This is a genomic window from Crenobacter cavernae (assembly GCF_003355495.1).
Lineage (GTDB): Bacteria > Pseudomonadota > Gammaproteobacteria > Burkholderiales > Chromobacteriaceae > Crenobacter > Crenobacter cavernae.
Genome location: NZ_CP031337.1, coordinates 2,579,187 through 2,592,583 on the forward strand (window position 1 = coordinate 2,579,187; position 13,397 = coordinate 2,592,583).

Annotated in this window: 7 protein-coding genes; 2 read left to right on the forward strand and 5 right to left on the reverse strand. The window is 64.5% G+C overall.

Translation table 11 applies throughout. The features are described 5' to 3' along the window. Positions 1-425 precede the first annotated feature (425 nt). From pgaD to DWG20_RS12555, 5 genes are all read right to left on the reverse strand, one after another. A complete protein-coding gene (gene pgaD / locus DWG20_RS12535; protein ID WP_181880913.1) occupies positions 426-866 on the reverse strand; it encodes a poly-beta-1,6-N-acetyl-D-glucosamine biosynthesis protein PgaD in 441 nt (146 codons plus the stop codon). Further along, positions 863-2,137 carry a poly-beta-1,6-N-acetyl-D-glucosamine synthase gene (gene pgaC / locus DWG20_RS12540; protein WP_245944721.1) on the reverse strand — a complete coding sequence of 425 codons (1,275 nt, stop codon included), beginning with the start codon at positions 2,135-2,137 and terminating at the stop codon, positions 863-865. Before pgaC ends, pgaD begins: the two co-directional genes overlap by 4 nt. A 16-nt stretch (positions 2,138-2,153) precedes the next feature. Further along, positions 2,154-3,935: a poly-beta-1,6-N-acetyl-D-glucosamine N-deacetylase PgaB gene (gene pgaB, locus DWG20_RS12545; protein WP_115434132.1), complete on the reverse strand. Its 1,782-nt coding sequence runs from the start codon at positions 3,933-3,935 to the stop codon at positions 2,154-2,156. Between the two features lie 2 nt (positions 3,936-3,937). Next, a complete protein-coding gene (gene pgaA / locus DWG20_RS12550) occupies positions 3,938-6,367 on the reverse strand; it encodes a poly-beta-1,6 N-acetyl-D-glucosamine export porin PgaA (protein WP_115434133.1) in 2,430 nt (809 codons plus the stop codon). 185 nt (positions 6,368-6,552) lie between these two features. Further along, positions 6,553-6,891, reverse strand: a complete 339-nt coding sequence (locus DWG20_RS12555) for a P-II family nitrogen regulator (RefSeq protein WP_115434134.1) — start codon at positions 6,889-6,891, stop codon at positions 6,553-6,555. Between the two features lie 154 nt (positions 6,892-7,045). On the opposite strand from DWG20_RS12555, the gene purL reads away from it, so the two are divergent. Then, entirely contained in the window at positions 7,046-10,990 is a 3,945-nt protein-coding gene (gene purL, locus DWG20_RS12560; RefSeq protein WP_115434135.1) for a phosphoribosylformylglycinamidine synthase, read from the forward strand. A gap of 145 nt (positions 10,991-11,135) precedes the next feature. Beyond that, positions 11,136-13,364, forward strand: a complete 2,229-nt coding sequence (locus tag DWG20_RS12565) for a patatin-like phospholipase family protein (protein ID WP_115434136.1) — start codon at positions 11,136-11,138, stop codon at positions 13,362-13,364. Positions 13,365-13,397: the final 33 nt, after the last annotated feature.

Below are 13,397 nucleotides of genomic sequence, written 5' to 3' on the forward strand. Positions count from 1 at the left end.
GGTTCGGCGTTTGGGCGGCGGTACTGCCTGCGAGCTTGGCCGAGGGCGCGCTCGCTTTCGAAAGCTGGGCGCAGCTCCGATTGAAGCCGGCGCATTTTAGCAAATGACTGGCGCGAGCGTTGCGAAAGTGCTGTTTCTGTTTGTTACCAGGCGAGCATGAACATGAGGTGTGTCGCTGAAACGACACGCCGGAGCCGGAAACGCAGAAGCGGTTGATCGAAAAGGAGTGCCGCATTGCAACCGCCGTGGCAGCCGCATCGTAAGAGCTGGACTTGTTTGGGGCTGAAAACAGGCTGGAAGTGCAGGCCCCGACGCGGGCGTGGAGCGGCGCTGTGATGCCACTCCGCAGACCGGCTGCAAACGGACGACCCAACGTATAAAGCCGCCTTACAGGCGGCTTTATACGTTGGCCGAGTCGCGCCGCTTTATTGGAGGCTGATCCTGACGATGTGGCCGTTGTCGCTATGGTGGACGACAACGGTTTGTTGCTGCTGGGCGGCCTCCAGGTCGGTGGCCGACACGTGGAAGTCCCGGGCAAAGTCACTGTGCGTCGCGTCGGGTGTGCGATTGCGTTTTTCCTTGTTGCGAAAGCGCGCAAAGTTGAAGCGTGCCCAGATGATCAGCGCGCCGCTCGTTACGCCGACGACGATGCAGTAGTAGAGCAGCAACTGGAGCAACCTGTTTAAGCCGTCGTGAATGAACATTTCCTCGTAGAACAGTCTGAAACCGGCGTACCAGGCCAAGAGGCTAAAAAGCGGGAGGCACAGATAGGCCCAGAATAGCCACAGGATGATCGTGAGCGAGCGAGGAACGATACGGTTTGCGATGCCCAATCGGTCCTCGAGGTTGATGATGGTGTCTTTCATGCTTTGACCCCCCTGTCCGGGCTTGTCCATCGTGCGCGCAGGCCGCGGTTGCGGGCGATGGCCTGCGGCAGCGCGACGACCGTTGTGACGATATGGATCATCCAGAACACCAGCGGATACCAGATCATCCAGAAAAAATTGCGCCCGACGTCGTAGTCGTAGCGGCGGTCCAGCCATTTGCTGATCAGGAATTGCAGCAGGCAGGTCATGCCGAGCACGAGGCCGTTCCAGCTGGGGATCAGGGGCGAGGCGGTCTGCATCCAGTCGAGCTGCGGCAGAAACAGGCCGACGAGCCAGACGGCGACCAGCAGTACCATCAAATAGGCCCAGGCAGCGCTGAACAGGTACTCGGTATAGATTGGCCACATGCGACGTTTCTGCCAGTGTGCGAGGCTGCCGGCGCTACGAAGCAGCACCTGCAGGCCGCCCTTGGCCCAGCGCAGACGCTGTTTCCACAGGCCCCGGAACGTTTCCGGCATCAGGATCCACGCCTGTGCGTGCGGTTCGAAGCGCACGTCCCAGTGCGCTAACTGAAGCTTCCAGCTCATGTCGATGTCTTCAGTCAGCACGTCGTCGCTCCAGTAGCCGGCCTGCCGGACCGCTGTCTTGCGAAAGCCCGCGATCACGCCGGAGATGGTGAAGAGCCGGCCGTAAGTCCGTTGTGCGCGTTTGATGATGCCAATGATCGACGAAAATTCGCCGACCTGGACCTTGCCGAGCAGGGTGGAGCGGTTGCGGATGCGCGGGTTGCCGGTGACGGCCCCCACGCGCGGGCTGCTCATCATCTGGCGTACCAGCCACTTGGCCGCGTGCGGTTCCAGCAGCGAATCGCCATCGACGCAGACGAGGTATTCGTGTCGAGCCATCAGGCAGCCGGTATTGAGCGCCATGGCCTTGCCCTGGTTCTGTGCGAGGTGCACGACACGCAGGCGCGGGTCGCGCGCCGCCGCCTCGTCGAGCAGACGGGCGGTGTCGTCGTCGCTCCCGTCGTTGATGGCGATGACCTCAAATTCCGGGTAGTCGATCGCCAGCGCGTAGCGCAGCGTCTCGGCGACGTTTTCCTCCTCGTTGAAGCAGGGGATGAGGATGCTGACCGGCGGGTAGTCGAGTTCGGGAGGCGAATCGAGCGGAGGATCCTTCCGCTCATAGTGGAAGTAGTAGTGCAGTGCGCCGACCATCCACAGGTAGGACATGAACAACGGGTAGTAGAAGGCGTAGGCAAGCAACGCGATCCACAGCCAGTGCATGAAATCAAAGGGGAGCGGAAACATGGTTGAGTCCCTCCTGCTAGCGTTCGGGCTGGCTGCGTAGCGAGAATACCCGCTTCATGGTCGCCAGACGCGGCTGGTCGTTGAAGATGTCGTCCGGGGCGTAGGCGATGTGGCGGGCGCCTTGGGTGTGCAACTCCGTTACGGCCTGGGTCAGCTCTTTGCTTGGTATCGGTTGGCCGGTTGCAGGGTTTCGGCTTGGCAGGCCGAACACGATTTGTTGCAGGCGGCTGCTGTGTGTCTTTGCCGTGGCCAAGACATCCTTCAATCCTCTACTCGCAACCGCTACGCCCGGGGTTGTCATGACCTCTACGTAGTCGAAGTGTGGAAGTGCTTTTGCCAGGGTGTCCGAGAAGCGGGTCGCGTCGCCTTGGTCACCGGGTTTTCCGGCATAAACGGTAATGGCGCTCCTCAGTTCCGGTTGGTAGGTGCGCGCGATGGCGGACAGTTCGTCCGCAAAGTTCAGCAAGTCATGGGCGCCCGGCTCGGCCAAGCCCGGACGGGCGGGGTCGTCGATCAGCAGCAGCCCGGCGAAGCGGGACGTGCGGCTCAGATCCTCGACGATGGCGCGGATTGTTTGGCGCACCCCGCCTTCCTCCGTTGGCGCCGACTGTCCAGGTGTCGCGTAGGTGGAGAGAGGCCGGGCGGCATAGACCTGTACCATCGCCCGTGTCTTGAGCTGCCAAGCTGCGCGGTTGAACAGGTCGGCTTTCACCGGCAGGAGCCGGTTGGGGAAGTAGAGCGCGTCCGCTTCGCTGTCGCCATTCCCATCGCTGAAAGCCCGCAGGTAGACGGTGTTCACGCCCATCTCGAGCACACGGTCGAGCATCTGGCCCAGCTTGGCCTCCTGCCGTACCGGGTCGGGGTCGTAGATCTGATCGAGGTCGACGTGCATTGCCCGGGTGTAGGCGGGCGGAATGCCCGCCGGCTCGCGTTCTCGGACGATGATCTCGTTGGTGAAGTCGGTCAGCGTCATGCTCGCGTCGATCAGCACGCGACGCAGTTCGGTCAGCGGGGTGGCGGGCTGGTTGATGCCGTCGCCGAGCGTCAGCGTGATCGGCATGCCTTGCCGGGAAGCGATCTCGACCAGGGGGCGAGTGTAACTGCCGTATGGCCAAACCATGATGCGCGGCTTTTTTCCGGTGAGTTTGGCAATGGCGGCGCTGTTGCGCTCGAGGTCTCGCGAGGCGCGCTGGCGGTGTGCGGCCTCATCCTCGTAACGGCCTTGTCCGGAGTCATAGAGGTAGGAGGTCGCCGCCGGCTCCAGGTTGCCCTGAGGGTTCGCAGGCAGGCCTTTGTGCATGGCGTAGCTGTGGTTCGCGAACTCGATGAGGCCACTTGCCTGCATTTCCTTGATTTCGCGCGGCAGCAGGAAGCTTTCCCGTGTGAAGCCGGTGCCCTCGTATTCAATCTTGCTCCCTGCCGCCGCTTCGAGCCAGCTGCCGACGAGCGCCACTACCGCGGGTGCTTTGTAGAGCTTCAGGATGGGAAAAACATGCTGGTAGACGCTGCGGTAGCCGTCGTCGAAGCTGAGCATCACGGCCTTGTCGGGGAGCGGCCGACGGCCCTCTCGATCGGCGACGATGTCGTCCATGCTGACGAAGGTATAACCGCGGCTTCGCAGCCATTCGAACTGGTTGACCAGGCCGCGGGTATCGACAGCGAACGGATCGGCGACCGGCGCATTCTGCACGACCTCGTGATAGCAGAGAATGATGAATCGAGAGGCGGCCCTGACCGGCAATGCAGATAGCAGGCCGAGGGCCGCGATCAGGCAGAGTTTGCAGAATCGGGTTTTCATGGTCAGAACCGCCAGTCAAGGTTGAGGTAGATGCGGTTGCTCACTTCGCTGTCGCCGTCGTACGGATGGACGTTATGGGCGATCCCGTAGCGCAGACCCGCCCGCGGCTCCCAGCGCCATTCGTGCTCGTAGAATGCGGTGGAGGCGAGTTTGCTGCCGTGGCCTTCCTGCCTGTAGTTGCCGGCGTAGAGGCCGAGACGATGGCGGAAACTGGAGTCGTAGTGACGCCATAGCAGCCAGCCCTGCAGCACGGTCAGGCCGATTTCGGTGTCTTTGCCGGGGTTGAAGTAGTTCGCCCTGGCGATGCTGCGGTTGTTGCTCGTTTCGGCCGAGACGATGGTGTCCAGCGTGTAGGTGGGCTTGACGATCCAGCGCTCGGTCCATGTGCCGCCTATCGCTTTGCGCAGGTTGCCGTCGCTCATGTCGAGCGCGGAGAGCTCGACGTCGAAGCGGCGGAGCTCATCAACGCGGTAGGCGAACTCGGCGGCAAGGCGATCGCCGTCGACATTGCCCAGCCTCGCGCGCAGCGGAACGGCGTCGCTGTCTCGCTCGTAGCGCAGGCCGGCGCTGAAATAGTCGTCGAAGTTGCGAGTGGCGGCGAGGAAGCCGCCGGTCTCGTCGCTGCCGTCGACACTGCCCGTCAGCGCCGCTTCTGCCTGCCATTTCGGATCGCGGTATTCGGCGCCGAAGCCTGCGGTGTCACGATGAGCGGTGCCGTTGGTAATGTAATCGGCTCGCGCGGTGTAATAGCGGGCGAAAACGCGCCAGTGTGACGCGAAGGGGGCGCTGTAAAGCCGTGTGTCGGCCCTCCACCCTTCGTCGAGTCCTACACCTTGTTCGCCGGAGAGGTCGTAGCCCGAGTCGATGACGAGTTGAGGGCGGTTGGTCCAGTGCCACCGTTCATCGAGCCGTCGCACCGAGCGATTTTCCGGTGCATCCGCGTTCACCTCGGCCAATAGGGGAGAAATGCTTTCGTAGCGATGGGCATCGATGTGGGCGACGGCCAGGCCGCGCTTGGCGTCGGTGGAGCGGGGCTCGTCGACCAGTCGCCGGGTGAAGATGCCCTCCGCGTTGCGCGGATGGCCGCGCAGGAGTTCTAGGTCGCCGTCGTTCTGGCGAAGTTCGCCGTCGAAGGGGGCCTCGCCGAGCAGGGTGTCGAGTCGCTGCCTGGCCTCGTGGGTGCGGCCAAGATAGGCCTGCAGCATGGCGTCGAGCAAAGCGGTTTGCTGGTAATCGGGGTTGTAGCGATTCTGGCGGCTAGAGGCGTCGTAGCGAACGCGCGCTACATCTGCCTTGAGTATCTCGACCTCGTCGTTGGCCCTGTCGGGCATCTCGGCTTCGAGGTAGGCGTAGACCAGTGTGATGCGCCATTCGATGGGTATTCGCTGGCGTGGCATGCCTTCCATCGCCTGCTTGGAGAGACGGATGGCCTCGAGCGGTTGCTCTTTGGATAAATAGGCGCCAGCCGCCGACGCCAGTGCATAGCTGGGCAATGATTCGTTGCCGTGCTGCTGGTAGAGCGCGATGGCTTCATCGTGCCGCGCCCGCTGTTCGAGGATGACCAGTCTGTCGGCGATGGCGGTGCGCCGTGCCGCAACATCCCCGGCGTGCAATGCCTGGCTGGCCTGCAGGTTTTCTTTGAGGGCGCGGTCGGTTTGCATGAAGCGGCTTTCGCCGACTTCGAGGCGCGCTTCGCTCTGGCCCCAGCGCGAAGCGATCGCCGCCCTGTCCAGCGCGACGCGGCTAGAAAGTTCGGGTTCGTCGATGTGATGTTGCTTGAGGTAGGTATAGGCCTCGTGCGGGGCGCCCATCCGTACGAGCAGGGTGGTGTAGGAGCGGACGAGGTCAGGGTCGCCTGGGTGTTTTTCGAGCAGGGTTTCGAGCGACTTCAGCGAGCCGGTGAGGTCATCCGACGAGGACAGCACATAGCCGCGGGCGCGGGCCAGCGCCAGGCTGTTGGCGGGCGCGGCCGCGTCGAGTGTCGTGAGCCCCTCGGCGTGTTTCCCTGCGTCGGCCAAGGTCATCGCGAGACCAGCGCTCGCGGTGGCGGAGTTTTGTTTGCGCAAGGCTGCGCGATAGAGCGCTTCGGCCGATTCGTAGTGACCCTGATCGCGTTGATAGCGGGCGAGGGTGGTCAGTGTGTCGACGCCAAGCGTTGCTGCAGGGTAGCGATAGGCAGAAAGGTCGATCGCTTCGTCGCCGCGCTTGTCCCAGACGAGCAGGGTGAGGTAGTCGTCGACCAGGGGTTGACGCAATTGCCCCTGCCGGTGCAAGGGTTCGAGCATGTCGACCGCCGAGCGGGGAGAGCCATCCCGGGCGGCCTTGATGGCCTGGACATAGTCGGGATGCTGCCAGAGCGGAGCGGCGGCTTGTGTCGGGACCGTTATGATGAACAGGCTGGCCGCTATCCCTTTCAAATGCAATCTCGACATGGCGCGCCTCTAGATGAAAGATTTTTCGGCGGTTAGTGAAAAGATAGTTCACCTTTCTCTTTGTTTAGAAAGAAAAAATTTTGCCTGCGGTTTTGAAATTCGTTTGGACTAAAATAATCTTAAGGCATGAAAAAACCCGCTCTAGAGCGGGCTTGTTTGTTGCAGTGCAGTAAATCGGGCGGGATTCAGATCGCCGATTCGTTGGTCTCGCCGGTGCGGATGCGCACGACCTGCTCGACTGGGGTCACGAAAATCTTGCCGTCGCCGATCTTGCCGGTGCGGGCGGCGTTGATGATCACCTCGATCGCGCGCTCGACCAGGTCGTCGGGGATTACCACCTCGATTTTTACCTTGGGCAGGAAGTCCACCACGTATTCGGCGCCGCGATACAGTTCGGTATGGCCTTTCTGGCGGCCGAAACCCTTCACCTCGGTGACGGTGAGGCCGTTGATGCCGATTTCCGAAATCGCTTCGCGCACTTCGTCGAGCTTGAACGGCTTGATGATTGCTTCGACCTTTTTCATGTCGCTTCTCCTTGTCCTGGTGGGTTCGGTAAGATTGTAGGTCGGTAATGTGGCAGCGCGGCAAATCCTTCCGTCCGAGGGTTTTACCGCCTGCTGTGAAGGCCGGGGATGGCGTATTATTGCGTGCTTTCCTGGTCCTTGTCGCGGGTGTCGAATGTCCGTCATTCTCACGTTGCGGGGCGGGGTCGCCCTGTCTCGTTTCCGTCTGGAAAAACTCCTCGCCGCGGCGCGCGCTGCCGGCCTTCCCGAGTTGTCCCTCTGCTCCGAATACTGGCATTTCGTCGAAAGCGAAGCGCCGCTGCCCCCCGAACATTCCGAACGTCTGATCGCGCTGCTGGATAGTGGCGAAGCAGGGTTGGCCGAGGCCGACGCCGTGGGCGAACTGTTCCTCGTCACGCCGCGCCCGGGCACCGTGTCGCCGTGGGCGTCCAAGGCGACCGACATCGCGCGTCACTGTGGCCTGGCGATGGTGCGCCGCATCGAACGCGGTACGGCCTTCCATGCGAAGGCCGCCGCGCCGCTATCGGCCGGGCAACGCGCCACGCTCGTCGCACTGTTGCACGACCGCATGACCGAGACGGTGTTCGAGTCGCTCGACGCCGCGAGAGGGCTGTTCGTCCACGTCGCGCCGACGAGCTTCACCACCGTGCCGGTGTTGGCCGAGGGCCGCGCCGCGCTCGAACGCGCGAATAACACGCTGGGCCTCGCGCTGTCCGACGATGAGATCGACTATCTGGTCGAGAATTTCATTCGGCTGGAGCGCGATCCGAGCGACGTCGAGCTGATGATGTTCGCGCAGGCGAACTCCGAGCACTGCCGTCACAAGATTTTCAACGCCGAATTCATCATCGACGGCGAAAGCCAGGCCAAGTCGCTGTTCCGCATGATCCGCGATACCCACGACGCGCATCCGGAAGGCACACTCATCGCCTACAAGGACAACGCGTCGGTGATCGAGGGCGCGACCGTCGAGCGCTTCTACCCGCGTCCCGGCAGCCATGGCTACGCGTATTCCGAAGAGCCGACGCACATCCTGATGAAGGTGGAAACGCACAACCACCCGACCGCGATCTCGCCGTTCCCGGGCGCCGCGACCGGCGCCGGCGGCGAGATCCGCGATGAGGGCGCCACCGGCCGCGGTTCGCGCCCGAAGGCGGGGTTGACCGGTTTCACCGTGTCCAACCTCAACCTGCCGGACATGAAAGAGCCGTGGGAGGTGTACCGCGACGACGCACCCGAATACGGCAAGCCCGGCCGCATCGCGTCGGCGCTCGACATCATGATCGAGGGCCCGATCGGCGGCGCGGCGTTCAACAACGAGTTCGGCCGGCCTAACCTCGCCGGCTATTTCCGCACCTTCGAAGAAGAGTTCGGCGGCGAGATGCGCGGCTACCACAAGCCGATCATGATCGCCGGCGGCCTCGGCAACATCCAGGAACGCCAGATCCACAAGGGCGGCATCCCGCCGGGCGCGCTGCTGATTCAGCTCGGCGGTCCGGGCATGCTGATCGGCCTCGGCGGCGGCGCGGCGTCGAGCATGGGCACCGGCTCGAACACCGAGGCGCTCGACTTCGACTCGGTGCAGCGCGGCAACCCGGAGATCGAACGCCGCGCGCAGGAAGTGATCGACCGCTGCTGGCAGATGGGCGAAGCCAACCCGATCCTGTCGATCCACGACGTCGGCGCCGGCGGCCTGTCCAACGCCTTCCCCGAGCTGGTGAACGACGCCGGCCGCGGCGCGATCTTCGAGTTGCGCGAAGTGCAGCTCGAAGAGCAGGGCATGAGCCCGATGCAGATCTGGAGCAACGAGGCGCAGGAGCGCTACGTGCTGGCGATCCTGCCCAAGTCGCTCGATCTGTTCACCAAGTTGGCCGAGCGCGAGCGCTGCCCGTTCGCGGTGGTCGGTACCGCGACCGACAACGGCCAGCTCGAAGTGCGCGACGAGATCTTCGGCAACAATCCGGTCGACCTGCCGCTCGAGGTGCTGCTTGGCAAGCCGCCTAAGATGGTGCGCGACGTGAAGACGTTTGATACGTTGGCCGAGCCCTTCGACGCGTCCGACCTCGACCTGAAAGAGTCCGTCTACCGCACGCTGCGCCTGCCGGCGGTGGCGAGCAAATCGTTCCTGATCACCATCGGCGACCGCACCGTCGGCGGCATGACGGCGCGCGACCAGATGGTCGGCCCGTGGCAGGTGCCGGTGGCCGACGTCGCGGTGACCGCGATGGGCTTCGACACCTACCTCGGCGAAGCGATGGCGATGGGCGAACGCACGCCGGCCGCGTTGATCGACGCGCCGGCCTCCGGCCGCATGGCGCTCGCCGAAGCGATCACCAACCTCTCCGCGACGCATTTCGGTTCACTGTCCAAGGTCAAGCTCTCGGCCAACTGGATGGCCGCGGCCGGCCATACCGGTGAAGACGTGAAGCTCTATCGCACCGTCGAAGCGGTGTCGGTGCTGTCGCAGCAGTTGAGCGTGAGCATTCCGGTCGGCAAGGATTCTCTGTCGATGAAGACCGGCTGGCAGGACGACGGCGAAGCCAAGTCGGTGACCGCGCCGCTGTCGCTGGTCATGACCGCCTTCGCGCCGGTGACCGACGTCCGCAAGACCGTCACTCCGCAACTCAAGCCGGCCGACGGCAGCGAGCTGGTGTTCGTGGACCTGGCCGGCGGCCGTCAGCGTCTGGGCAGCTCGGTGCTCGGCCAGGTGCACAAGCGCATCACCGGCCTCGCGCCGGATCTCGAAGACGCGGCCGGTTTCGCCCGCGCGATCGAACTCGTGCAGGAACTGATCGGCGAAGGGCGCGTGCTCGCCTACCATGACCGCTCCGACGGCGGCCTCGTGGCCACCTTGGCCGAGATGGTGTTCGCCGGCCGCCAGGGCGTGAACGTGGCGCTCGATTCGCTGATCGAACGCGCGGCGCTCACCGACGCGCCGGCCGGGCTGGATGCCGCCGCGGCTCGTCGCGATGCGATCGCCCGTGCGCTGTTCAACGAAGAGCTCGGCCTCGTGCTGCAGGTGAACTCGGCCAACTTGGTCGAGCTCGAAGCGCGCTTCGCCGACGCGGGCCTGGCCCACGCGGTGCACCGCCTCGGCCAGCTCGATGCCGGCGAGAGGCTGACCGTGACCGTCGCCGGCGAAACGGTACTATCCGAATCGCGCGTCGAGCTGGAATCCGCCTGGAACCAGGTCAGCCACCGCATCCAGAAGCTGCGCGACAACCCGGCCTGCGCTGACAGCGAGTTCGCCGACGTGGGCCGCGAGCGCCGCGGCCTGTTCGCCGAGCTGTCGTTCGACGTCAACGAGAACCCGGCCGCGCCGTTCGTCGCGACCGGTGCGCGCCCGAAAGTCGCGATCCTGCGCGAGCAGGGCGTGAACGGCCAGATCGAGATGGCCGCCGCGTTCGACCGCGCCGGTTTCGCCTCGGTCGACGTGCACATGAGCGACGTGATCGCCGGCCGCGTGAATCTGTCCGACTTCAAGGGTCTCGCCGCCTGCGGCGGTTTCAGCTACGGCGACGTGCTGGGTGCGGGCGAAGGTTGGGCAAAGAGCATCCTGTTCAACCCGCGTGCGCGCGACGAGTTCGAGGCCTTCTTCGGCCGCGGCGACAGCTTCGCGCTCGGCGTGTGCAACGGCTGCCAGATGATGTCGAACCTCGCCGGCATCATCCCGGGCGCCGAACACTGGCCGCGCTTTCGCCGCAACCTGTCCGAACAGTTCGAGGCGCGTTTCGCGATGGTCGAAGTGCCGCAAAGCCCGTCGATCTTCCTCGCCGACATGGCCGGCAGCCGCCTGCCGGTGGTGGTCAGCCACGGCGAAGGCCGCGCGGTGTTCGCGCCGGGCGCACAGGACGCTGCACGGGTCGCACTGCGCTATATCGACGAGCTCGGCCAAGCCGCTACCGACTACCCGGCCAACCCTAACGGTTCGCCGGACGGCATCACCGGGCTGACGACCGCCGACGGCTGCTTCACCATCATGATGCCGCACCCGGAGCGCGTGTTCCGTACCGTGCAGAACAGCTGGTATCCGGCAGGCTGGGGCGAGAACGGCGCGTGGTTCCGCATGTTCGCCAGCGCGCGCCGCTGGGTGGGTTGATCCACGTCGTGACGAGCACAAGAAAGCCGCCTTCGGGCGGCTTTTTCTTTGCGCTTCTTCGGCGCCGACTGTTCATGACAGCGGTTCGCCATGCGCGGCAAACAGCCGTTAGAATCATGGAATTATTTTCGCCGATTTCCCGACCATGAAACGCAGGCACGCCGCAGGCTGGATTGCCCTCTTGCTTTCGCTGTTGACGCAGGCGCACGCCGCAGACGAGGTAGGCCGGGCTGTTGCGCCGGCCGAGCCCCGTATCGGGCTGGTGCTCGGCGGCGGCGGCGCGCGCGGTTTTGCCCACCTGGGTGTGCTCAAGGAGCTCGAGCGGCTGCGCATCCCGATCGCCTGTATCGCCGGCACCAGCGCCGGCGCGCTGATCGGCGGGATGTACGCGAGCGGCGTGCCGCTGGACGACATGGCGAAGGCGTTCAGGGAGGCCGACTGGGAGCAGATGCTGTCGGGCAGCCCGCCGCGCTCGTCGGTGCCTTACGACCGCAAGCGCGACGACTACAAGAACTATTTCAACCTGACGCTAGGCGTGCGCGACGGCGGATTCCGCGTGCCGCGTAGCGCGATCAACTCGCAGGGCATCGACGTCTTCATCCGGCGCGTGGTCCGCGACCGCAGCGAGAGCGATTTCGACCGGTTGCCGATCCCGTTCCGTGCGGTCGCCACCAACCTGGAAAACGGTGACGCGGTGGTGTTCGACAAGGGCGATCTCGCGACCGTGATGCGTTCGAGCATGGCGGTGCCGGGTCTGTTCGACCTGATGGAGGTCGACGGCAAGTTGCTGGTCGACGGCGCGCTGGCGCGCAACCTGCCGATCCGCGAGGCGAAGGGGCGCTGCGCCGACCGGGTGATCGTCGTCGACGTCGGTTCGCCGACGCTGAAGAAGGACGAGATCAACTCGCTGTTCGACATCGTCGCGCAGACCTCGAACCTGATGGTCTACCGCAATGAGCAGGAAGAGCTCAAGAGGCTGGGGCCCGACGATATCGTGATCCGCCCCGACCTCGACGGCTATGGCAGCGCCGATTTCGGCAAGAACGCAGAGATCGCCGCGCGCGGCCGCCTTGCGGTGGCGCCGGTCGAGGCCAGACTCGCGGCGCTGTCGGCGCCCGAGCCCAATTACAAGCTATGGCACGCGCGGCTCGCACCGGCCACGCCCTTGCCGATCGACAAGGTCAAGGTCGCCAAGACCAGCTACGTCAACAGCGAGGAGCTGGCGCGCGCGCTGAACGACAAGGAGGGCAAGCCCCAGGAGCTCGACGCGGTGCAGGAAAAACTGCAGACGGCGTTCGCCAGCGGCGACTACGACCGCCTGAGCTATAGCATCGACCAAGAGAACGGCCGGCGCGTGCTGACGGTGATGCCTCTCGAGCGTGCCGTGGGCCCGAACTATCTGCGCTTCGGCGTGAATCTCAAGAGCAGCACGCCCGGCGATTCGGACTTCAACTTCCTCGCCGCGCACGAGCGCGTGTGGCTCAACTCCGCCGGCGCGTCGTGGCGCAACTACCTGCAGGTCGGCGACGACAAGCGGTTCCAGACCAGCCTCTACCAACCGCTTTCCGCGGGCAGCCCGCTATTCGTCTTCGGTTCCTACCTGTGGAAGGAGGAAATGATCCCATTCTTCCTGCTCGACCACGTCCGCTTCGCCGACCTGCAACTGTCGACGTCGCGCTTTGATGTCGGCGGCGGGGCACAACTCGGCCAGTACGGCGAACTGCGGCTCGGCGTGTACCGGCAGCGCCAGAGCGTCAGCGTCAAGACAGGCGACCCGGCGATGTTTAGCGGCGTGACCCAAGCGCCGGTGCACTCGCATGGCTTCGCCGCGACGCTATTGATCGACCAGTTCGACAACCCGCGCTGGCCGCGACACGGCTATTTCGTCAGCTCGGCGCTCGACTTCGAGACCGAGCGCGCGTCGGGCAAGCAGTCCCAGACCTTCAACGGCGTCGCCGACTGGGCTCACACGCTCGGCGACACCAGCCTCAGGCTCACCGGCAAGTACAATTCCAACCTCAACGGCAACCGGCTCGAAACGACGCCGCAGATGCTCGGCGGTTTCCTCAACCTGTCGGGCTACCAGCAGGACGAGCTGATCGGCGACAGCACCGCACTCACGCGCTTGATGCTGTATCGCCGCGTCGCGACGCTGCCGTCGGCGCTCGGCAGCGGTCTTTACATCGGCGGCTCGCTCGAGGCGGGCAGGGTGTGGAACTGGTACAACAGCGCCGCTCCGCAGGATTCGCGCTGGATCACCGCCGGTTCGCTGTTCCTCGGTGCCGACACCCTGCTCGGGCCGTTCTTCGTCGGTTTCGGCAACGCCAAGGGCGGACAGCTGACCGGCTACCTATTCCTCGGCGTCGATTATTGAGGCTCGGCCAACCTTAGCGCCGCAAAACGCCCA

Bases quoted from the DNA above. Each gene is read 5' to 3' on its own strand.
- pgaD (WP_181880913.1), bottom strand. From the start codon at position 866: ATGAAAGACACCATCATCAACCTCGAGGACCGATTGGGCATCGCAAAC.
- DWG20_RS12555 (WP_115434134.1), bottom strand. From the start codon at position 6,891: ATGAAAAAGGTCGAAGCAATCATCAAGCCGTTCAAGCTCGACGAAGTG.
- DWG20_RS12565 (WP_115434136.1), top strand. From the start codon at position 11,136: ATGAAACGCAGGCACGCCGCAGGCTGGATTGCCCTCTTGCTTTCGCTG.
- purL (WP_115434135.1), top strand. From the start codon at position 7,046: ATGTCCGTCATTCTCACGTTGCGGGGCGGGGTCGCCCTGTCTCGTTTC.
- pgaC (WP_245944721.1), bottom strand. From the start codon at position 2,137: ATGTTTCCGCTCCCCTTTGATTTCATGCACTGGCTGTGGATCGCGTTG.
- pgaA (WP_115434133.1), bottom strand. From the start codon at position 6,367: ATGTCGAGATTGCATTTGAAAGGGATAGCGGCCAGCCTGTTCATCATA.
- pgaB (WP_115434132.1), bottom strand. From the start codon at position 3,935: ATGAAAACCCGATTCTGCAAACTCTGCCTGATCGCGGCCCTCGGCCTG.